This window comes from Rudaea sp., assembly GCF_057139185.1.
On sequence record NZ_DBNHDN010000008.1, the window covers coordinates 22,184 to 42,185 of the forward strand.

At 64.4% G+C, this 20,002-nt stretch carries 19 protein-coding genes; 10 read left to right on the forward strand and 9 right to left on the reverse strand.

Annotation, left to right across the window (positions count from 1 at the left end; genetic code table 11):
- Positions 1–62 precede the first annotated feature (62 nt).
- Positions 63–1,298 carry a phosphoglycerate dehydrogenase gene (gene serA, locus AC16HO_RS03205; protein WP_395642874.1) on the reverse strand — a complete coding sequence of 412 codons (1,236 nt, stop codon included), beginning with the start codon at positions 1,296–1,298 and terminating at the stop codon, positions 63–65.
- A 123-nt stretch (positions 1,299–1,421) separates the two neighbouring features.
- Here serA and AC16HO_RS03210 point away from each other — a divergent pair, with 123 nt between their 5' ends.
- Positions 1,422–2,837, forward strand: coding sequence for an FAD-binding oxidoreductase (locus AC16HO_RS03210; RefSeq protein ID WP_395642873.1), 1,416 nt, complete (start codon positions 1,422–1,424; stop codon positions 2,835–2,837).
- 17 nt (positions 2,838–2,854) lie between these two features.
- On the opposite strand, the gene AC16HO_RS03215 is transcribed toward AC16HO_RS03210, so the two are convergent.
- Positions 2,855–4,978 (reverse strand): CAP domain-containing protein, encoded by a 2,124-nt coding sequence (locus AC16HO_RS03215; RefSeq protein ID WP_395642872.1) that lies wholly within the window; start codon positions 4,976–4,978, stop codon positions 2,855–2,857.
- A 199-nt stretch (positions 4,979–5,177) separates the two neighbouring features.
- Between AC16HO_RS03215 and pip the strand changes: the two genes are divergently transcribed.
- Positions 5,178–6,158 (forward strand): prolyl aminopeptidase, encoded by a 981-nt coding sequence (gene pip / locus AC16HO_RS03220; RefSeq protein WP_395642871.1) that lies wholly within the window; start codon positions 5,178–5,180, stop codon positions 6,156–6,158.
- A 10-nt stretch (positions 6,159–6,168) separates the two neighbouring features.
- Here pip and ccmE read toward each other — a convergent pair whose 3' ends face one another.
- From ccmE to AC16HO_RS03255, 7 genes are read right to left on the reverse strand one after another with little or no spacing between them, the layout of a single operon-like run.
- The gene (ccmE, locus tag AC16HO_RS03225; RefSeq protein ID WP_395642870.1) at positions 6,169–6,615 is read right to left on the reverse strand and encodes a cytochrome c maturation protein CcmE; all 447 of its coding nucleotides are present in this window, start codon (positions 6,613–6,615) and stop codon (positions 6,169–6,171) included.
- Positions 6,612–6,821, reverse strand: a complete 210-nt coding sequence (gene ccmD, locus AC16HO_RS03230; protein WP_395642869.1) for a heme exporter protein CcmD — start codon at positions 6,819–6,821, stop codon at positions 6,612–6,614. The genes ccmE and ccmD overlap by 4 nt, the downstream gene beginning before the upstream one ends.
- Positions 6,814–7,578, reverse strand: coding sequence for a heme ABC transporter permease (locus AC16HO_RS03235; RefSeq protein ID WP_395642868.1), 765 nt, complete (start codon positions 7,576–7,578; stop codon positions 6,814–6,816). Before AC16HO_RS03235 ends, ccmD begins: the two co-directional genes overlap by 8 nt.
- Before the next feature lie 7 nt (positions 7,579–7,585).
- The gene (gene ccmB / locus AC16HO_RS03240; protein ID WP_395642867.1) at positions 7,586–8,269 is read right to left on the reverse strand and encodes a heme exporter protein CcmB; all 684 of its coding nucleotides are present in this window, start codon (positions 8,267–8,269) and stop codon (positions 7,586–7,588) included.
- On the reverse strand, positions 8,266–8,940 hold the full coding sequence (ccmA, locus tag AC16HO_RS03245) for a heme ABC exporter ATP-binding protein CcmA (RefSeq protein WP_395642866.1): 675 nt from the start codon (positions 8,938–8,940) through the stop codon (positions 8,266–8,268). Before ccmA ends, ccmB begins: the two co-directional genes overlap by 4 nt.
- Before the next feature lie 43 nt (positions 8,941–8,983).
- Positions 8,984–9,604 carry an HAD-IA family hydrolase gene (locus AC16HO_RS03250; protein WP_395642865.1) on the reverse strand — a complete coding sequence of 207 codons (621 nt, stop codon included), beginning with the start codon at positions 9,602–9,604 and terminating at the stop codon, positions 8,984–8,986.
- A gap of 6 nt (positions 9,605–9,610) precedes the next feature.
- Positions 9,611–11,659, reverse strand: coding sequence for a 3-hydroxyacyl-CoA dehydrogenase NAD-binding domain-containing protein (locus AC16HO_RS03255; RefSeq protein WP_395642864.1), 2,049 nt, complete (start codon positions 11,657–11,659; stop codon positions 9,611–9,613).
- 289 nt (positions 11,660–11,948) lie between these two features.
- On the opposite strand from AC16HO_RS03255, the gene rpoE reads away from it, so the two are divergent.
- The 8 genes from rpoE to era all read left to right on the forward strand — a co-directional run bounded on the left by rpoE (position 11,949) and on the right by era (position 19,983).
- Positions 11,949–12,557 (forward strand): RNA polymerase sigma factor RpoE, encoded by a 609-nt coding sequence (gene rpoE, locus AC16HO_RS03260; RefSeq protein ID WP_395642863.1) that lies wholly within the window; start codon positions 11,949–11,951, stop codon positions 12,555–12,557.
- A 180-nt stretch (positions 12,558–12,737) separates the two neighbouring features.
- Positions 12,738–13,370 (forward strand): sigma-E factor negative regulatory protein, encoded by a 633-nt coding sequence (locus tag AC16HO_RS03265; RefSeq protein ID WP_395642862.1) that lies wholly within the window; start codon positions 12,738–12,740, stop codon positions 13,368–13,370.
- Positions 13,371–13,524: 154 nt separating this feature from the next.
- Positions 13,525–14,955 (forward strand): Do family serine endopeptidase, encoded by a 1,431-nt coding sequence (locus AC16HO_RS03270; protein WP_395642861.1) that lies wholly within the window; start codon positions 13,525–13,527, stop codon positions 14,953–14,955.
- Positions 14,956–15,138: 183 nt separating this feature from the next.
- Positions 15,139–16,929 (forward strand): translation elongation factor 4, encoded by a 1,791-nt coding sequence (lepA, locus tag AC16HO_RS03275; RefSeq protein WP_395642860.1) that lies wholly within the window; start codon positions 15,139–15,141, stop codon positions 16,927–16,929.
- Positions 16,930–16,963: 34 nt separating this feature from the next.
- On the forward strand, positions 16,964–17,875 hold the full coding sequence (lepB, locus tag AC16HO_RS03280; protein ID WP_395642859.1) for a signal peptidase I: 912 nt from the start codon (positions 16,964–16,966) through the stop codon (positions 17,873–17,875).
- Between the two features lie 44 nt (positions 17,876–17,919).
- On the forward strand, positions 17,920–18,312 hold the full coding sequence (locus AC16HO_RS03285) for a DUF4845 domain-containing protein (protein ID WP_395642858.1): 393 nt from the start codon (positions 17,920–17,922) through the stop codon (positions 18,310–18,312).
- Entirely contained in the window at positions 18,313–18,969 is a 657-nt protein-coding gene (rnc, locus tag AC16HO_RS03290; RefSeq protein ID WP_395642857.1) for a ribonuclease III, read from the forward strand.
- Positions 18,970–19,080: 111 nt separating this feature from the next.
- Positions 19,081–19,983, forward strand: a complete 903-nt coding sequence (era, locus tag AC16HO_RS03295) for a GTPase Era (RefSeq protein ID WP_395642856.1) — start codon at positions 19,081–19,083, stop codon at positions 19,981–19,983.
- Positions 19,984–20,002 lie beyond the last annotated feature (19 nt).

A 20,002-nucleotide genomic window follows, 5' to 3' on the forward strand; every position in this document is an offset into this window, starting at 1 on the left:
AGCCGAACTGCCGAACTGTGCGCAAGTATGCTTTTTCCGCCCAGGGTCGGCGAGTCCGGGGGTCAGTACAGGACGCGCATGCGCAAGGTTCCGGGAATGGCCGCGAGAGCAACCTTGAGCTTGTTCGCCTCGGCCGCGGTGGTCGACACGTCGATGACGACATAGCCGAGTGACGCGTCGGTCTGCAGGTACTGGGCGTCGATGTTGATGCCTTCGCGGGAGAAGACATCGTTGATGCGCGAGAGGATGCCGGGCGTGTTGCGATGGATGTGCAGCAGGCGCTGGCTTTTCGGATGCTCGGGCAGCGAGACTTCAGGAAAGTTCACCGCCGACAGCGTCGAGCCGTTGTCGCTGTAGCGCACGAGCTTGGCCGCGACCTCGATGCCGATGTTGTCCTGCGCTTCGAGCGTCGAGCCGCCGATGTGCGGAGTCAGGATCACGTTGTCGCGACCGCGCAACGGCGAAAGGAATTCGTCGTCGTTGCCCTTCGGCTCGACCGGAAACACGTCGATCGCGGCGCCGGCAATGTGGCCGGAGTCGAGTGCTGCGGCGAGCGCCTCGATGTCGACCACGGTGCCGCGCGCGGCATTGATCAGCAGCGCGCCGGACTTCATCTTGGCCAGCTCCGCAGCGCCGATCATCCACTTCGTCGCCGGCGTTTCCGGTACGTGCAGGGTGACCACGTCGGCGCGCGCGAACAGGTCGTCAAGGCCCTGCGCCGCGCGCGCGTTGCCGAGAGCGAGCTTAGTTTCGATGTCGTGGTAGATGACGTGCATGCCCAACGATTCGGCAAGTACGCCGATCTGCGTGCCTATGTGGCCATAGCCGATCACGCCCAGTGTCTTGCCGCGCACCTCGACGCTGCCGAGCGCCGATTTCGACCAGCCGCCGCGATGGCATTGCGCATTCTTCTGCGGAATCCCGCGCGCAAGCATGATCGCCTCGGCGATGACCAGTTCGGCCACGCTGCGCGTATTCGAGTACGGCGCATTGAAAACCGGGATGCCGAGTGTTTCCGCCGCGTCGGTGTCGACCTGGTTCGTTCCGATGCAGAAGCAGCCGACGGCGATAAGCTTTTTTGCCTGGGCGAACACGTCCGCGGTCAGGTTGGTGCGCGAGCGGATGCCGATGATGTGCGCGTCGGCGATCGACTTCTTCAGCTCGTCGACCGGAATCGACTTCTTGTGGAATTCGACGTTGGTGTATCCGGCCGCCTTGAATGCATCGAGCGCGGTCTGGCTGACGCCTTCGAGCAGGAGCACCTTGATGTCTTGCTTGGGGAACGAGGTCTTGGTCATGGATGGCGGTCAGGTCGGGGGGCTGGCGGAGTGGGCAACTATGCCAGAAATCCCACGTCCGTGTTGCGCTGCGGCACGGCCGTTCCACCCTTGCTAGAATGGGCCGACACTACGGGAAACGGCATGATGGGCAACAGCGGCGGCGCCGAGGCGTCCACAGCAGATTCACTGGGCGAGCTGAGTTGCCTGCTGCCGGCTCTTCGGCTGCTGACGGCCAGTGCCGACCTGGAACACTACGGCCGTGACTGGACGCGGCGCTGGACGCCCGCGCCGCTCGCGATCGCGTTGCCGGCGTCGATTCAAGAGGTGCGCGAGATCGCGCGCTGGGCGAGCGAACACCGGATCGCGCTCGTGCCGTCGGGCGGACGCACGGGCCTGTCGGGGGGTGCGGTTGCCGCCAGCGGCGAGATCGTCGTCAGCTTCGAACGCATGAACCGCGTGCTCGATTTCAACCTGGTCGACCGCACCCTGACGGTGCAACCCGGCATCGCCCTCGAAGCGGTGCACAAGGCAGCCGCGGAGCACGGCCTGATCTATCCGGTCGATTTCGCCGCGCGCGGCTCGTGCTCGATCGGCGGCAACATTTCCACGAACGCGGGTGGCATCCGCGTCATCCGATATGGCAATACGCGCGAGTGGATCGCGGGGCTGAAGCTAGTCACCGCGAGCGGCGATCTGCTCGAATTGAATCGCGGGTTGATCAAGAATTCGTCGGGCTACGACCTGCGCCAGCTCGTGATCGGCGCTGAGGGCACGCTCGGCTTCGTGGTCGAGGCGACACTGCGCCTGACCGATCCACCGCCGGCTTCGCAAGTGATGCTGTTCGCGGTGCCTGAAATGGCCTCGCTGATGCGCGTGTTCGCGGCGTGCCGCGCGCGCCTGAAGCTTTCGGCATTCGAGTTCTTCACCGATCGCGCCTTGCATCATGTACTCGTGCATGGCGCACAAAAGCCGTTCGACGAGGTTTCGCCTTACTACGTCGTCACCGAATTCGACGCTGCCGACGACATGCAGCAGCAGGCGGCGCTGGATGTGTTCGAGCAGTGTCTCAACGACGGCCTCGTCAACGACGGCGTGTTGAGTCAGAGCGAGGCGCAGGCGGCTGCGCTGTGGCGCCTGCGCGAAGGCATCACCGAAAGCCTTGCGTCATACAAGCCGTACAAGAACGACATCTCTGTGCGCATTTCGTCGGTGCCGGCGTTTCTTGACGAGATGCAGGCGTTGCTCGCGCGTGAGTATCCCCATTTCGACGTGGTCTGGTTCGGCCATATCGGCGACGGCAACCTGCACATCAATGTGCTCAAGCCGACCGAACTGGGCGACGCCGATTTCGTCGCGCAGTGCGAGCGCGTGACCAGACTGCTCAGTGAAGTGCTCGTGCGCCACGGGGGCAGCATTTCCGCCGAACATGGCATCGGCCTGGTCAAGAAACAGTATCTGGCCGGCACGCGCAGCGCCGAGGACATTGCGCTGATGCGCGGCGTGCGTCAGGTGTTCGATCCGCAGGGATTGATGAATCCGGGCAAGCTCTTCGATTGAGCCTGCGCCGGAGCGATCTACTGCGCGAACCAGCCGACCACATCGACCACGAGTTGCGTGCTGCCTGCCGAGTTGAACAGCGAGACCTTGCCGCCACTGCCGACGCGCGCGATCACCATGTTCGGCACGGTCTGACCCGGCACGAAATTCAGGTTCGATGCGAGCGGTTGTGCTGCGCCGGTCGGCCACGCGGTGACGTAGCCCGTAGCCGTTGCGCCGGCTACGGTCACGTTGAGTGCGACTGCGCCGACGCCGCTCGCCGGCACGCCGCCGCGATTGAGCACGGTGAGGTTGACGCTGCCGCCGCTCGACAACGCGCCGGTGCCCGCGAACGTGCCGTCGACCGTCGTGGCGCCAGATCGCGTATCCATGAGTCGCGCCGGCACCAGCGCGGTCAGCTCCGAGCTTGCCGGGAACCACCCCTGTGCGTCCGCGATCACGTCGGTCCGGCCGGCAGAGTTGAACATGCCGATCTTGCCGTCGGTTCCGACCTTGGTGATCACCAGATTCGGTACGGTCAGGCCGGGGACGAAGTTCAGGTTCGAGGTCGGTGGCTGCGCGCTTGTGCTCGGCCAGACCGTGAGATAGCCCGGGGCTGTCGGGCCGGTCACGGTGACATTGAGGATCGCAGCGCCAAGACCGCTTGCCGGCATGCCGGCACGACCGGCGACGACGAGATCGAGCCGCGATGCTGCGGTCATCGCGCCGCCGCCCTGGAACAGGCCGTCGATCGTGCCGGCGCCGGCACGCGTGTCGAGCAGCCGCGCCGGTGTCATCGCCGTCAGGGTCGAGGTGGTACCGAAATATCCGACGACGTCGGCGATCAAGTCGGTGCGCCCGGCGGAGTTGAACAGCGAAACCAGCCCGTTTGCGCCAACCTTCACGATTACGAGGTTCGGGGCGGTGGTGCCAGGCGTGAAGTTGAGATTCGATGCAAGCGGGCGTGCCGCATCGCCCGGCCAGACCGTGACGAAGCCGGCGGCGTTCGGATTGGTCACGGTGACGTTGAGCGCGACGGCGACGACGCCGGCTGTCGGCAGGCCGCCGCGACCGAGCACAGCAAGATCGAGCTGGGTGCCGCCGTTCAGCACTCCGGTGCCGGCGAATTGGCCATCTATCGTCTGCGCGCCGCCGCGCGTATCGAGCAGGCGCGCCGGATTCAGCGCAACGAACGGATTGGTCGGCGGCGGTGGCGTGCCGTCGCAGGAGGGCAACGCCGTGGTGCTCCAGTCCGGACAGGTTGCGCTGCCATCGCCGATACCCAGCGATCCGGCGGTCGGATACAGCACGGTGTTGCCAGAGCTGTCCTTGAACGCGAACTGATAGCGATGGCAGCCGCTGCCGACGCCGCCCACGCTGGCGTGCCAGGCGCCGTTGGTCGACGTGCCGCGGCCCAGCGTCATGTTGCTGCACACGCCGTCCACGTTGATCTTGGCGCTGCTCGGCGCGGCCGTGTCGTACCAGTTCGCCCAGGCGTCGACCGTCGCGGCCTGCCGCGGGTAGTGCGAACCGGAGGGAATCTTGTAGTTGTCGGAGGCGGTGCCGGCGAAATCCATCACCGCGAAATTCTGGGTGCTGGTGTAGCCGGCACCCGCCGCCGCGCCGTAGCCGCCCGACAGCAACAGGAAGCGGTGGCCGTTCTCTTCGTTGAATCCGCACGAGGCCGTGCTGGTAGGCTCGTACATCCAGGCGTAAAACGTCGCATCCGGGCCGCCGTAGCCGGCCGCGATGATTTCTCCCGCGCCATTCAGGCTGGCGCCGAACAGCTGCATGCGCGAAAACGGATCGGTCCAGGTATTGGAATTGGTGCTCAACGCGCCCTGGGTACATGAACACGAGGCCGCGCCTGAACAACTGTTCGGGTACAGCGCGGCGATATTGGATACGACGGTGCAGTGCGAGGGGTGATCAAAGTAGTTGTTGATCTGCATGTGGTCGCCATGGAAGCGGGCGGAACGCTGCAGATTGAAATCGACGTGGCGCGGCGCGGCCGCCGAGCTGTAGCAGGCCGCTTCCTTGCAGTTGCCGCTCGGGCATGCCGCGAGGTCGGCCTGCGGGTCCGAGCGCGCGCGATTCATCCATTCGAGCAATACGCGTTCGGACCAGTTCGGATATCCGTTGACCGCTTCGCCTTCAGCCAAAGCACGGTTGAGCGGAAGCAGAAGAACGATGCAGCAGAAAAAGCATGCGAGCGCGCGATGCATCGGGAATCCCGTTAAGATAGGCGAAACCTCATCCTGCGGTCGAAGTCGGCCACAGGCCCTCCCCGCGCCAATTTAGCATGACCGCACCGGTCGGTTTGTGAGAAGTCGGTCACGCCGCGCGAAGCGAAATTGAGGGATGCCCCGCATTTTCTGGAAATCCGATCCGATGTCAGGACTGCGCACGCTGTATCCGGAAATCGAGCCCTACGACAGCGACATGCTGCCGGTGTCGCCGTTGCACACGATCTACTATGAACAATGCGGCAATCCGGATGGCAAACCCGTCGTGTTCCTGCACGGTGGGCCCGGAGCGGGATGCAATGCGCGCTCGCGGCGCTTCTTCGATCCCGCGCACTATCGTATCGTGTTGTTCGACCAGCGCGGCTGCGGCCGCTCGACGCCGCACGCGGAGCTGCACGACAACACGACCTGGCATCTCGTACGGGACATCGAAACGCTGCGCGCGCATCTCGGCATCGGCTGCTGGCAGGTGTTCGGCGGTTCGTGGGGTTCGACGCTGGCGCTGGCGTATGCGCAAACGCATCCGCAGCGCGTCACCGAACTGGTGCTGCGCGGCATCTTCATGCTGCGCCGCTGGGAGCTGGAATGGTTTTACCAGCGCGGCTGCGATGCGATTTATCCCGATGCGTGGGAGAACTATCTCAAACCGATTCCCGAAGTGGAACGCCACGACCTGATGAGCGCCTACTACCGGCGGTTGACTTGCGGCGATGAACCGGTGCGACTCGAGGCAGCGAAGGCCTGGTCGGTCTGGGAAGGGTCGACGAGTTTTCTCGCGCCGAGCGCCGACTATGTGAATTCGACCGGCGCCGACCAGTTCGCGCTCGCCTTCGCGCGCATCGAATGCCACTACTTCGTCCACGGCGGCTTTTTCGAGCGCGACGACCAACTTTTATACTATGCGCACAAGTTGAAAAAGATACCGGCGCTGATCGTGCAGGGACGCTACGACGTGGTCTGTCCGTTGCGCAGTGCCTGGGATCTGCATCGCGCCTGGCCCGAGGCCGAACTGCGTATCGTCGGCGATGCCGGCCATTCGGCCTTCGAGCCGGGCATTACCCACGAGTTGATCAGTGCGACAGATCGTTTTCGCTGACGGTTGCCTGTTACTTCACACCGGCGGAGTGGGCGTCCTTCGCCTTCTTGATCGCGTCAGCCACTTCCTTGGGCATGTAGCTTTCGTCGTGCTTGGCCAGCACCTCGCGCGCGACAAAGCGATCGCCTTGCATTTTTCCGGTGGCGATCACGCTCTGTCCCTCGCGGAACAGGTCAGGCAGGATGCCGGTGTATTCGACCGGAATCTGCTTGAAGCGGTCGGTGATGACGAAGTCGACCTTTAGTGATGCCGGATCGCGCTGGATCGAATGCTCGAGGACGATGCCGCCGAGCTTGAATGCGGCTTCGGCAGGGGCCTTGCCGGCCAGCGTTTCGGTCGGCGAGAACAGGTAGGTCATGTTCTGGCTCAATGCCGTCACAGTCAGCGCGGCGGCGACGCCGACGGCGAGCAGGATCAGGGCGACCGCGATCAGGCGGCGTTTGCGGGTGGGAGTCATTGAGTCTGGTCCTCCGTCCCTGAGGGACGGCTTTTGATGGTGCCGTCGCGTGAAGCGTCGCGGCGCAGGCGCGCGGCGATGTCGCGCAACGTGCCGCGCCGCTGCCACAGCGGCGTCAACGCATCGGCGATCAGGGCGATGGCGAACACCGCGTAGGCCGCCCAGACGTAGGCGCCGTAGCCGCCCATGTGGAAGAACTCAGCCATGCGCGTTCGCCTGCCGTGCCTGGGCGATGCCGCGCACCCAGTCTTTACCCGATTCGAGCGCGAGCAGCGCGGCGCGCGCGCGCGCGAGCAGGCTGGCGAAAAAGTATACATGGGTGGCGAACGCCATCGTCAGCAGCGGCCAGAGCATGCTCGAAGAAATCTTCGACTGACCCATCAGACTCACGGTCTGGCCCTGGTGCAGCGTGTTCCACCACACCACCGAGTAGTGCACGATCGGCAGGTTGACCACGCCGACCAAGGCGAGGAACGCGGCCGCGCGCGCGGCCTGGCGCGTATCCTCGATCGCATGGTACAGACCGATCACGCCGAGGTAGAGAAACAGCAGCACGAGTTCGGAAGTCAGGCGCGCGTCCCAAGTCCACCACGTGCCCCACATCGGCTTGCCCCACAGCGAGCCGCTGACCAGGGTGATGAAGGTGAACGCGGCGCCGATCGGTGCGCTGGCCATCGCCAGCGTTTCCGAAAGCTTGATCCGCCAGACCAGCGCGACGAATGAATTCGCCGCCATGAACGCGTAGACAAACAGGCTCATCCACGCGCACGGCACATGCACGTAAATCATGCGGAACGAATCGCCTTGCTGGTAATCCGCCGGCGCGATGACGAGGCCACCATAGAGTCCGACTACACCCGAGATCAGCGCAATCGCGTACAGCCACGGCAGGAAGCGCCCGGCAAGACGATAGAAGTACGGAGGCGAACCGAGTTTGTGGAACCAGAGCAGAAGGGGATTCATCGAAAATTTACGTCAGCGAAATCTTCAGTGCCGCCGCGGTCGCCAGCGGCGCCAGCACCAGTGCGAGCACCAGCCATGCGCCGAGCCACAGCAGCGGCGCGCCGTAAGGCAGGCCCGCTTGCGCGGCATTGCAGGCGCCTGCGCCGAAGATCAGCACCGGCACGATCAGCGGCAGCACGAGCAGGGTCAGAAGCATACCAGAGCGGCGCAGGGCCACCGTCAGCGCGACGCAGATCGCGCCGATCAGGCTGAGCAGCGGTGTTGCCAGCGCGAGCGCGACAAGCAGCACCGGCAGCACGCGGTCGGGCAGATGCAGCAGCATCGCGAGCAGCGGTGCGATCACGATCAGCGGCAGCGCGGTGGTCAGCCAATGGATCGCGATCTTGCACGCGAGCAGCAGCGACAGCGGATGCGGCGAGAGCACGAGTTGTTCGAGCGAACCATCGTCGAGATCGCTGCGGAACAGGCTGTCGAGCGAGAGCAGTGCGGCAAGCAGCACGGCGACGAAGATCGTGCCCGCAGCGATGCGTTCGAGCACCTGCGCATCGGGGCCGAGCGCGAACGGGAACAGGGCGACCACGATGACCGCGAACAACAGTGGATTAAGTGCGTCGCCGCGCCGACGCCAGGTCAGCGCGAGGTCGCGTCTGAGCAGCGCGGTACACGCCGCCGAAGTCGTGCCGGGCTTCACGCGTGTACCTCGCTGGCAGGTTGTTGCGCCGCCTGCGCGCGCAACGCGATCCTGCGCGGCGTTCCCGAGGTGTACGCGTACGCGCCGTGCGAGGTGATCAGCGCCGCGCCGTCGCGTTGGGCGTGCGTCAGAAGCAGGCGATTGACGAGTTCGATGCCTTCACGATCGAGATTCGCATAGGGCTCGTCGAGCAGCCACAGCGCGGCCGGCACGAGCAGCAGGCGCGCGAGTGCGACGCGTTTCTTCTGTCCCGCCGAGAGCAGGCGCAGCGGTTGATCCTCGTAGCCGGCGAGGCCGACGCTGGCCAGCGCGATCGCGGGCGTGATCCCGGGCCGGATGCCACCCAAGCCGACCGCGAAGCGCAGGTTCTGCAGCGTGGTCAATTCCAGTTTCATGCCCGGCAGATGGCCGAGCAGGGCGACCTGATGCGAGAGTTTCGCCAAGGTCAGGTGCACGCCGTTGAGCAGCACTTCACCCGACGTCGGTTCGAGCAGGCCGGACAGCACCTTGAGCAGCGTGGTCTTGCCGCTGCCGTTGTCGCCCTCGATCAGCACGACTTCGCCCGCCGCAAGGGAAAAATCGAGCGGGCCGAAAATCGGCTCCTCGTTGCGCGCGTACGCGAGTGCGCGCGCTTGGAGCAATGGCGGCTTTTCGTGAAGGTCGGCGTTCATCGGCCGCGCATGCTACCGCATCCGTAGGAGTCGATGCGCGAAGTCAGGGCGCTTGCTCGCACATTGCGCCGGATTGCCGAAGAAACCGCAGCAGACCGGCAGGATCGGCAAAGTGATGACTGCGGATGCCGAGCTGTGCGGCCGCCTCGACGTTGGGCAGCGAGTCGTCCACGTACACTGCTTCGCCCGGCTCTGCGGCGGCCAGCTTCAACGCACTGGTGTAGAACTCCGCCTGCGGCTTCATGATCCGAAACTCGCTTGAGTTGGCGACCGCGTGGAAGCGGCCATCAAGCCCGAGTGCTCGCAAATCGGCAGGAAGGCGCGATGTCGCATTCGTCGCCAGGACCACGCGCACATTGGGCTGGCATTGTGCGATGACATCGAGCACTTCGGGATCTGTTTCGCCGTGCGAAGCTGACCACTTCGCCATCGCTTCGTCGACATTCGACGCCGGGTGCAAGCGGCGGAGTTCCGACAGTATGTTTGCCCGCCACGCTTCATCCGGGATAGCGCCGCTGACGGCAGGCAACAGAAACTCCGGCGCAAACGCAATGCGCCGTATCGCACCAGGGGGCAGGTCGCATGCTGTCTCGATGTGTGAGTCGTCGTTGCTCCAGAAGCGGATGACGCCGTCCAGATCGACAAGGAGCGCAGAAGGGTGCACGAGATGTCAGGTATTGCGCAGCGCTGGATCGTCCCAGCCCGCCTTCGGCGCGAAGCGCGCACCGTATTTCGCGGCGAGTGCGTCGAGTTGCGCCTTGAGCTTGTCGGCGCCTTCGCTCTTGATGTGCTGGATCGGGCCGCCGCGGAACGGGGCAAACCCGGTGCCGAAGATCACGCCGGCGTCGAGCAGGTCGGCATCGTCGGTGACGCCGTCGTGCAGGCAGGCGACCGACTCGTTGAGCAGCGGCAGGATCATGCGCTCGGTGATGTCGTCCGGCGTCTTGTAGTTGGGGTCGACCTCGGGTTTGACCGGCTTGCCGTTCTCCCACTTGTACAGGCCCTCACCGGTCTTCTTGCCTTTCTTGCCGGCGGCGAGATAGCCGTCGAGTCCGTCCGGAATGTCGAGGTGGAGGAATTTGCCGACTTCCTTGCCGACCGAGACGCAGACGTCGAGTCCGACCGTGTCGGCCAGCTCGATCGGCCCCATCGGCATGCCGAATTTCTTCGCCGCCCTGTCGAGCACGGGGCCGGGAATGCCTTCCTTGAACATGCGCAGCGCTTCGAGCAGGTACGGAAACAGAATCCGGTTGACGAGAAAACCCGGCGTGCCCTTGACCGGCACCGGCAGCTTGTCGATCTTCTTGCAGAACGCAAACGCGCGCGCTTCGTTGGCGTCGTCGAGGTGATCCTGACGCACGATTTCGACCAGCGGCATTTGCGCGACCGGGTTGAAGTAGTGCAGGCCGAGGAAGCGGCCTTGACTTGCGACAGCGGTACGCAATTCGTCGAGCGGAATGCTCGAGGTGTTGGTGGCGAGCAGCGCATCGGCTTTCATCGCGGGTTCGGTCTTGCGGTACAGGTCTTCCTTCGCTTGCAGGTTCTCGAAGATCGCCTCGATGACGAGGTCGGCATTCGCGACGCCCGCGCCCTCGACATCGGCCTTGAGTCGCGCCGCCGCCGGCGCGATCGCCTCGGGCGTTTTCAGGCGCTTGGCGAACAGATCCTGCGCGCGGTCGAGCGCGGGCTGGATGTATTTCATCTCGCGATCCTGCAAGGTCACATCGAAGCCGCGCAGCGCGCACCACGCGGCGATGTCGCCACCCATGACGCCGGCGCCGACGACGTGGACCTTGCTGATGCCCGAGTCGCCGCTGCCGAGCTTCTTGAGACGCTCCTGCAGGAAATAGACGCGCACGAGGTTGCGGCAGGTCGGCGTGGTCGCGAGCTTGGCGACGGCGCGCGCTTCGAGCTTGAGGCGCTGCGCGATGCTCGATCCGCCGCGGCGCCACACCTCGATCAGCGCTAACGGTGCGGGATAGTGCTGTGGGTTCGCCTTCGCCGCGGTCTGCTTGGCGACGATGGGCGCAAGAATCTGGCGTACCGGCCACAGGTTCGTCGCCCAAGCGGTCGCGCGCTGCGCGAACGCGCGCGGGCGCGGATGTGCGATCAGTTCCTTGGCCTCTGCGACGAGCAGCTCGGGCGAAGTCAGCTTGTCGACCACGCCGAGCGACTTGGCGGCCTCAGCCGACAGGGATTTCCCGGTCAGCATCACGGGCAGCGCCTCCGGTGCGCCGATCAGGCGCGGCAGGCGTGCCGTGCCGCCCCAACCGGGGATGATACCGAGCATGACTTCAGGGAAGGCGAGGCGTGTTTTCGGGTCGCGCGTGGCGACGCGGTAGCGGCAGGCCAGCGATAGTTCGAAACCGCCGCCCATGCAGGCGCCGTGGATCGCCGCCACCGTCGGGCAGCGCAGCCGCGCGATGCTCTGGAACACGCGCTGGCCGTTCTCGATGCTGGCGAGGACGCGGCCTTCCTTCTCGTACTGTTCGAACTCGGTGATGTCGGCGCCGGCGATGAACGTATCGGCCTTGCCCGAGCGGATCACCAGACCTTTCGGTGGTTCGATGGCCAGACGCTCGGCGATCTGGGCCAGCTCGTCCATCGCCGCGCGGTTGAAGGCATTGACCGCCGCGTCGGCGCGGTCGAAGGTGAGCACGAGGATGCCGTCGGCGCCGAGGTCGGGTTTCCAGTGGGCAAAGCGCAGGCCTTCGAACATGACGATTCCGGTCGTTGCGGGGTGAGGCGGCTATAATTGACGCTAGCCGGCGATGGGGTCAATGGAAGTGTAGTGAGTCGCACCGGCCAGCGTCACCCCGACAGGGAATGCCGGGGCCCAGACTGCATGGACGCAATCAAGGGGATAATGTCCGTCTCAGGTTGCCATTCCCGGAGCCTGGATTCCGGCATTCGCTGCCGGAATGACGCAATTGCGGAACTAATTTCATCGGAACCGGTCTAGCATCGTCATGCTCAACCGGGTCGAATACAAACGGAGTATGGCCCGGATGGGTGAGGCGGACACCGACCGCGAGTTGGTCGAACGTGTACAGAAAGGAGACAAGCGCGCGTTCGATCTGCTGATCCGCAAGTATCAGCACAAGATCGTCAGCGTGATCTCGCGTTACGTCTCCGACTGGAGCGAATGCCAGGACGTGGCCCAGGAAGCCTTCATCCGCGCCTATCGCGCGATCGGGAACTTCCGCGGCGACGCCCAGTTCTACACATGGGTCTACAAGATCGCGATCAACACGGCGAAGAACCACCTGGTCTCGCAGGGCCGGCGTCCGCCGAAGGACGACATCGCCGTCGACGATGCGATGCTGCTCGATGGTGGCGCCTGGCTCAAGGACCGCGCCACCCCCGAACATGAATTGCTGCGCCAGGAAATTGAACAAACGGTTTTCGATACGGTCGAACAATTGCCGGAAGAGCTGAAAACCGCAATCACCCTGCGCGAGGTCGATGGTTTGAGCTACGAGGAAATCGCGGAACGCATGAACTGCCCGATCGGCACGGTCCGTTCGCGCATCTTCCGCGCCCGCGATGCGATCGATGCGAAGTTGCGTCCATTGCTTGGCGATCCGGATTCCGGGTTGCCGGGTGGGTCGGGATGACCTGCCGTGGACCGGGCACTTGCGCCTGGTCCGGCGTAGTCGAGCCCGGGCATGTGCCGGACCCGACGTGCCGGAAGACGTTCCTGGATGGAATTCTTTCAGCTGAAGATTGCGGACAGGGCACAGGTACCGAACATGAGTGAACATCTTCTTTCTCATCCGATGAACCCCAATCAAGCCATGGCTGAGTCGCTCGGCGAACAACTGTCTGCGCTGATGGACGGCGAGCTGGCGCACGATCAGGTGCGATTCCTGCTGCGCGGCGTCGAGGCGCAGCCCGATCTTTTCCGGCGCTGGTCGAATTATCACCTCGTCAGTGCGACGTTGAAACGCGAGTACGTTGCGTTCGCGCTGCCGGTGAATTTCGCCCAAGGCGTGATCGCGCGGCTTGACGCAGACGTCGCCGTATCGGCCGTCCGTCCCTCGCGGCGCGTCGGTTTCGGCGTGTTGCGTTGGGTTGGCGGCGGTGCGATCGCCGCCGCAGTCGCCGTGGTCGCGCTGACCGTGTCGCGCCCGGTTGGGCAGGTCGACAGCCCGGCGGTCGCGGTCGCCGAGCAGGCGCCTGCGCATTCGTCGTCGCAGCCGTATCTGCCGCTGGCGCGACCGCTGGCGAATTCGACTTCGCCGCTGTTCAACTATGCCGCAGTGCAGCCGGCGAGTTTCGAGCAGGTGGTGCCGAGCTACTACCTGCCGGACGGCAGCGAACCGGCACCCGAGCGCATCGAAATCGGCGGGGTGTCCTATGTGCTGCGCGCGCAGCGCCCGCCCGTGCCGGACCCGTTGCCGCAAGTCACCGCACCCGCGCAGCGATAGGCGCAGGGAAGACGGCCCGTCTTAACATTGGCTGACCCGTAACCATGGCGCGCCCGTTCGGCTGGAACCCGGACGGGCGTTTCTCGTTCCAAGCCATCGCTTCCCGGAACGAAAAATGTTTTCCATTCGTCGGAATTTGTATAAAGGTATAAACATGAACAAAGTTCAGAAAGTCGGCGCCGTCGCCGCGTTGTTCGTCCTTGCCGCGTCGGCGCATGCGGATCTCCCGGATTTCACCCAGCTTGCCGAGAAGAATGGCCCATCGGTTGTCAACATCACTGCGACCCAGGGCGATGGCGCCACGCAGAAGGGCGTCGATGCTGACGACGACGATGGCAGCGGTCCGCAGAATGTGCCGCCCGGCATGCAGGATTTCTTCCGCCGTTTCTTCGGCCCGAATGGCCCGGGCGGGCAACCACGCGGCGGCGGCGAATCGCACGGCTCCGGCTTCGTCATATCGAGCGATGGCTACATCCTCACCAACAACCACGTCGTCGACGGCGCGGAAAAGGTCGTCGTGCGCCTGTCCGACCGACGCGAACTCGATGCGAAGGTGATCGGTACCGACAAGACTTCCGATGTCGCCCTGCTCAAGGTCAACGCGACCGGTCTGCCCGCGGTCAGCATCGGCGATTCGTCGAAGCTGAAGGCTGGCCAGTGGGTCGTCGCGATCGGCTCACCGTTTGGCTTTGACCATACGGTAACCCATGGCGTGGTCAGCTACGTCGGTCGCGGCAACCGCAGCGAACAATATGTGCCGTTCATCCAGACCGACGTGCCGATCAATCCGGGCAATTCGGGCGGCCCGCTGTTCAACCTCGACGGCCAGGTCGTCGGCATCAATTCGCAGATCTACTCGAATTCGGGTGGCTACATGGGTGTCTCGTTCGCCGTGCCGATCAACATGGCGATGAACACGGTCGAGCAGCTCAAGACCACGGGCAAGGTGCGTCGCGGAATGCTCGGCGTCACCATCCAGGACGTCAGCCGCGACAGCGCCAAAAGCCTCGGCCTGACCCAGATCGGTGGTGCGCTGGTCGGCCAGGTCAACGGCGGCAGCGGCGCGGAAAAAGCCGGCATCCAGCCGGGCGACGTGATCGTCGCCTACAACGGCCAGTCCATCGACCGTTCTTCCGATCTGCCGCTGCTGGTCGGCAACACCAAGCCGGGCGCGACCGCGAACCTGAAGGTGTTCCGCGACGGCAAGACGATCGATGTGCCGGTCACGGTCGGCGAGTTGCCCAGCGAAAAGGGCGCCAAGCTGGCCAGCCTCGGCGGAACGGAAGCCAAGCCGCGCAGCAATCCGCTCGGCATCGTCGTCGAGGACATTTCCGCGGACGATCGCAAGGCATTGGGTCTCAAGGACCAGAACGGCGTAGTCATCGCGCAGGCCGGCGCGGCGGCGCAGCGCGGCGGCCTGCAGCGTGGCGACGTCGTGCTCAAGGTCGGGCGCAGCTACGTCAAGAGCGCGGCCGAATTCCAGGCGGCGACCAAGGACCTCAATCCAGGCGATTCGGTGATGCTGCTGGTCCGGCGTGGCGAGTCCGCCGGGTTCACGACGTTGACGGTACCGAAGAAAGGTTAGTCCCTGCGCTGCGCGCCGGACTAACTGCCGCCGCGTCGAGCGGGCTTTGCAGTCCGCCCAACGCCGGTGAGGGCCCGCCTGGCGGGCCCTTTTGCCTTCCTGACTGCCGAAATTCCTTTCAATTCATGCGATAATGCGAAGCTCACCGGCGCGCAACTGCGCCGGTTCGTTTATCGGCATTCCATGGAACTCATTCGCAATTTTTCGATCATCGCCCATGTCGATCACGGCAAGTCGACCCTGGCCGACCGCATCATCCAGATCTGCGGTGGCCTGCAGGAGCGTGAAATGGAAGCGCAAGTGCTCGATTCGAACCCGATCGAGCGCGAGCGCGGCATCACGATCAAGGCGCAGTCCGTGTCGCTACCGTACACGGCGCGCGACGGCAGGACCTACCAGTTCAACTTCATCGATACGCCGGGCCACGTCGATTTTTCCTACGAGGTGAGCCGCTCGCTGTCGGCCTGTGAAGGCGCGCTGCTCGTGGTCGATGCGGCACAGGGGGTCGAGGCACAGTCGGTCGCCAACTGCTACACCGCGGTCGAGCTCGGCCTCGAAGTCGTGCCCGTGCTCAACAAGATCGACCTGCCGACCGCCGACGTCGACAAGGTCAAGGAAGAAATCGAGGCGGTGATCGGCATCGATGCGACCGACGCGGTCGCGATCAGCGCCAAGACCGGCCTCAACGTGGTCGACGTGCTCGAAGCGATCGTCGCGCGCATCCCGCCGCCGAAGCCGCGCGATACCGACCGCCTGCAGGCGCTGATCATCGATTCGTGGTTCGACAACTATCTCGGCGTCGTCTCGCTCGTGCGCGTGATGCAGGGCGAGATCAAGCCGCGCGACAAGCTGCTGGTGATGTCGACCGGGCGCACGCACGAGGTCGATTCGGTCGGCGTGTTCACACCCAAGCGTCTGGCCAAGGACGCGCTGCGTGCCGGCGAAGTCGGTTGGGTCACGGCGTCGATCAAGGACGTGCACGGCGCGCCGGTCGGCGACACGCTGACGCTTGCGGGCAAGCCCGCGGACAAACCGCTGCCGGGCTTCCAGCAGATGCAGCCGCGCGTCTTCGCCGGCCTGTTTCCGGTTTCGGCCGACGATTATCCGGCGCTGCGCGAGGCGCTGGAGAAGTTGAAGCTCAACGACGCCGCGCTCGTGTTCGAGCCGGAGTCGTCCGAGGCAATGGGCTTCGGCTTCCGCTGCGGCTTCCTCGGCCTGCTGCACATGGAGATCATCCAGGAGCGGCTCGAGCGCGAGTACGACCTCGACTTGATCACCACGGCGCCGACCGTGGTCTACGAGATCCTGCGCACCGACGGCACGGTGGCCGCGCTCGACAATCCGGCCAAGATGCCGGCGGTGAACTGCATCGAGGAGATCCGCGAACCGATCATCGTCGCCAACATCCTTACCCCGCCCGAGCACATCGGCAACGTGATCAAGCTGTGCGAGGAAAAACGCGGCGTGCAGCGCTCGATCAACTACATGGCCAGCCAGGTGCAGATCAGCTACGAGTTGCCGTTGGCCGAAGTCGTGCTCGACTTTTTCGACAAGCTCAAGTCCGTGTCGCGCGGCTACGCGTCGATGGAATACCATCTCGAGCGTTTCCAGGCCGCGCCGCTCGTGCGCGTCGACGTGCTCGTCAATGGCGACCGCGTCGATGCGCTGAGCCTGATCCTGCATCGCTCGAACGCGGACCGCCGCGGTCGCGAACTGGTCGAGAAGATGAAGGAGCTGATCCCGCGCCAGCAGTTCGACGTGGCGATCCAGGCCGCGATCGGCGCGCAGATCATCGCGCGCTCGAGCGTCAAGGCGCTGCGCAAGAACGTGCTCGCCAAGTGCTATGGCGGCGACGCCACACGCAAGCGCAAACTGCTGGAGAAGCAGAAGGAAGGCAAGAAGCGCATGAAGCAGGTCGGCAGCGTGGAAATTCCGCAGGAGGCGTTTCTGGCCGTGTTGCAGATGGACAAATAGGTATCGCCCGCAAGGTTTTTCGCAGGATACAACGATGGACTTCGATTTTGCGCTGCTGCTGGTCATTCTCACCGCCGTCACTGGCGTGATCTGGCTGTTCGATGTGCTGTTCCTCAAGAAGGGTCGTATTGCACGCGCGCAGGCGCTGGGTGCGGTCGGCGGCAGCAAGGAGGAGCGCGAACAGCGCGCCGCCGAGGCGATGCGCGAACCTGCGATCGTCGAGTACGCGCGTTCGTTCTTCCCGGTGATCCTGATCGTGCTGGGGTTCCGTTCGTTCATTGCCGAGCCGTTCAAGATTCCGTCGGGTTCGATGATGCCGACCTTGCTCGTCGGCGACTTCATCCTCGTCAACAAGTTCGCCTATGGCTTGCGCGTGCCGGTGCTGAACACCAAGTTCCTCGCCGTTGGCGAGCCGAAGCGCGGCGACGTGTTCGTCTTCATCTATCCCGGCTACAGCTGCACGCGTGATGGCAAGGAAATGCGCAGTGGCCGTCCGTGCGACAACGGCGAATCGCTGGTGCCCGTGCCCAAGATGAACTACATCAAGCGCGTGATCGGGCTGCCCGGCGACACGATCACGTACCGCAACAAGACGCTGTACGTGAACGGCAAGGAGATTCCGAGTACGTACACGGGGCCCTATGTCGGTTCGGGCGGCGAAGGGCAGCGCATGGCCGGTGCCGCGGTGCGCGAGGAGATGTTGCCGGGTGTGGAGCACCAGATCCTCAACGCGCCGGTCGACCGAGGCTTTTCGCAAGGGCGCGAGGGTGAATGGGTCGTGCCGGCCGGCCACTATTTCGCGATGGGCGACAATCGCGACAACAGCGAGGACAGCCGCTACTGGGGCTTCGTACCCGAGCAGAACCTGGTTGGCCGTGCCTTCGTGATCTGGATGAACTGGGATGGCGGCATCGATTTCAAGCGGCTCGGCGCGCTGATAAAGTAGCGGCCTGGGCAAGAATCCGGTTTTCCTCAACCAGGGGGCGTGTCATGCAAGTGCGCAATCGGCAACAAGGTCTCAGCATCATCGGCTTCCTGATTCTGCTCGCCGTCGTCGGCTTCTTCGCCTATGCGGCAATGCTGCTCGTTCCCGCGTACACCGAGTATTTCGGTGTGGTCAAGGCGATGAAAGGAGTCGCCGAGGAAGCTGGCGTGGCGAACATGCCGATCGAGCAGATCCGCGGCAAACTCGGATTCGGCATGCACTTGCAGTACGTCGGCGACAACACCGTGCCTGCGAATGCCATCAAGCTCAACACTCAGGGTGGCGCGCGCATCCTGCAGGTGGCATACGACAAGCAGATTCCGTTCCTGTACAACGTTTCCCTGCTCCTGCATTTCGAGCATGCGGAAAATCTCGGTGGTCCCAACACGGGATATTGATTGCTTCGAATTGCCTACAGCTTTGCCGACGCCGCCCTGCGCGAACGTGCGCTGACCCATCGCAGTGCCGCCGCCGGCAACAACGAGCGGCTCGAGTTCTTCGGTGACGCGCTGGTGAACGTGATCGTCGCTGAAATGTTGTTCGACGAATTCCCCAAGGCCGACGAAGGCGAACTGACGCGCCTGCGCGCGCGCTTGGTCAGCGAGCCGGCGCTCGCGGCGCTCGCGCGCGAACTCGACATCGGCGATGCCTTGCACCTCGGTCCGGGCGAATTGAAAAGCGGGGGCTTTCGCCGCGATTCGATCCTGGCCGATGCGTTCGAGGCACTGGTCGCTGCCGTCTATCTGGACGGGGGTTGGGCCCAGTGCCGCGAGGTCGTTCGCGCGCTGGTCGCGCCGCGCGTTGCCGCTGCGGTGGCGATGGACGACAAGGATGCGAAGACGCGCTTGCAGGAGTGGCTGCAATCGCGCGGCGAAGCACTGCCGGGCTACGATCTCGTCGCGACCAGCGGCGTCGAACACGCGCGCGTGTTCGACGTCGAATGCCGCATCGAATCGCGTGGACTTTCCGCTGCCGGTCGCGGCAGCAGCCGGCGCGCCGCGGAACAGGCCGCAGCCACCGCGGTGCTCGCGTTGTTGAATACTCGTGCCGAATAGGCAAACTGGAAAATTCCCGCCGCGGATTGCACGGATGAACACGGATACAGTCAACAGAATCTTCGCCTTGTCCGTGCAGGCTGCGGCCAATTCGAACCGTCCAATCACGCCATGACTGCAGCTTCGGAGTTCCGCTGCGGCACCGCGGCTATCGTCGGCCGGCCCAACGTGGGCAAGTCCACTCTGGTCAACGCGCTGGTCGGCGTTCGCCTCTCGATCATCGGCCCCAAGCCGCAGACCACGCGTCATCGCATCCTCGGCATCGTCAGCAAGCCCGAAGGGCAGATCCTGCTGCTCGACACGCCGGGCCTGCACGCGGGCGGTGCGCGCGCGATCAACCGCCAGCTCAACCGCGCCGCGCGCAACGCGGCCGCCGAAGCCGACGTCTGCGTGCACCTGATCGAAGCCGGGCGCTGGACCGATGAAGACCAGCTCGTGCGCAACGTGCTTTCGGATTCGTCGCGACCGCGCCTGCTCGTGCTCAACAAGGTCGATGCGCAAAAGGACAAGAAGCAACTTTTGCCGTTCCTGCAGAAGGTCGGCAGCGACGGGTTCTACGCCGGCGTATTCCTGATCTCGGCGCGCCGCCGCGATGGCGTCGATGCGCTCGAACGAGCGGTCATCGGGCATCTGCCGCCGGGACCTGCGCAGTTCGCCGAGGACGAGTTCACCGATCGCAGCGAGCGCTTCCTCGCTGCCGAGCTGATCCGCGAGCAGTTGATGCTGCGCCTGGGTCAGGAATTGCCGTACGCGGTAACGGTCGAGATCGAGAGCTTCGCCGACAACGAGAGTGGCATGAGCGAAATCCACGCGGCGATCTGGGTCGAACGCGAAGGCCAGAAGGCGATCGTGATCGGCAAGGGCGGCGAGCAGCTCAAGGCGATAGGCAGCGCCGCGCGCCTGGCGATGAATCGCCTGTTCGGCCGACGCGTGCATCTCAAGCTCTGGGTCAAGGTGCGCGAGAACTGGTCCGACGACGAGGCGGCGTTGCAGCGTTTCGGCTACGGCGAATAGGCTCTTTCAATTCCCGATC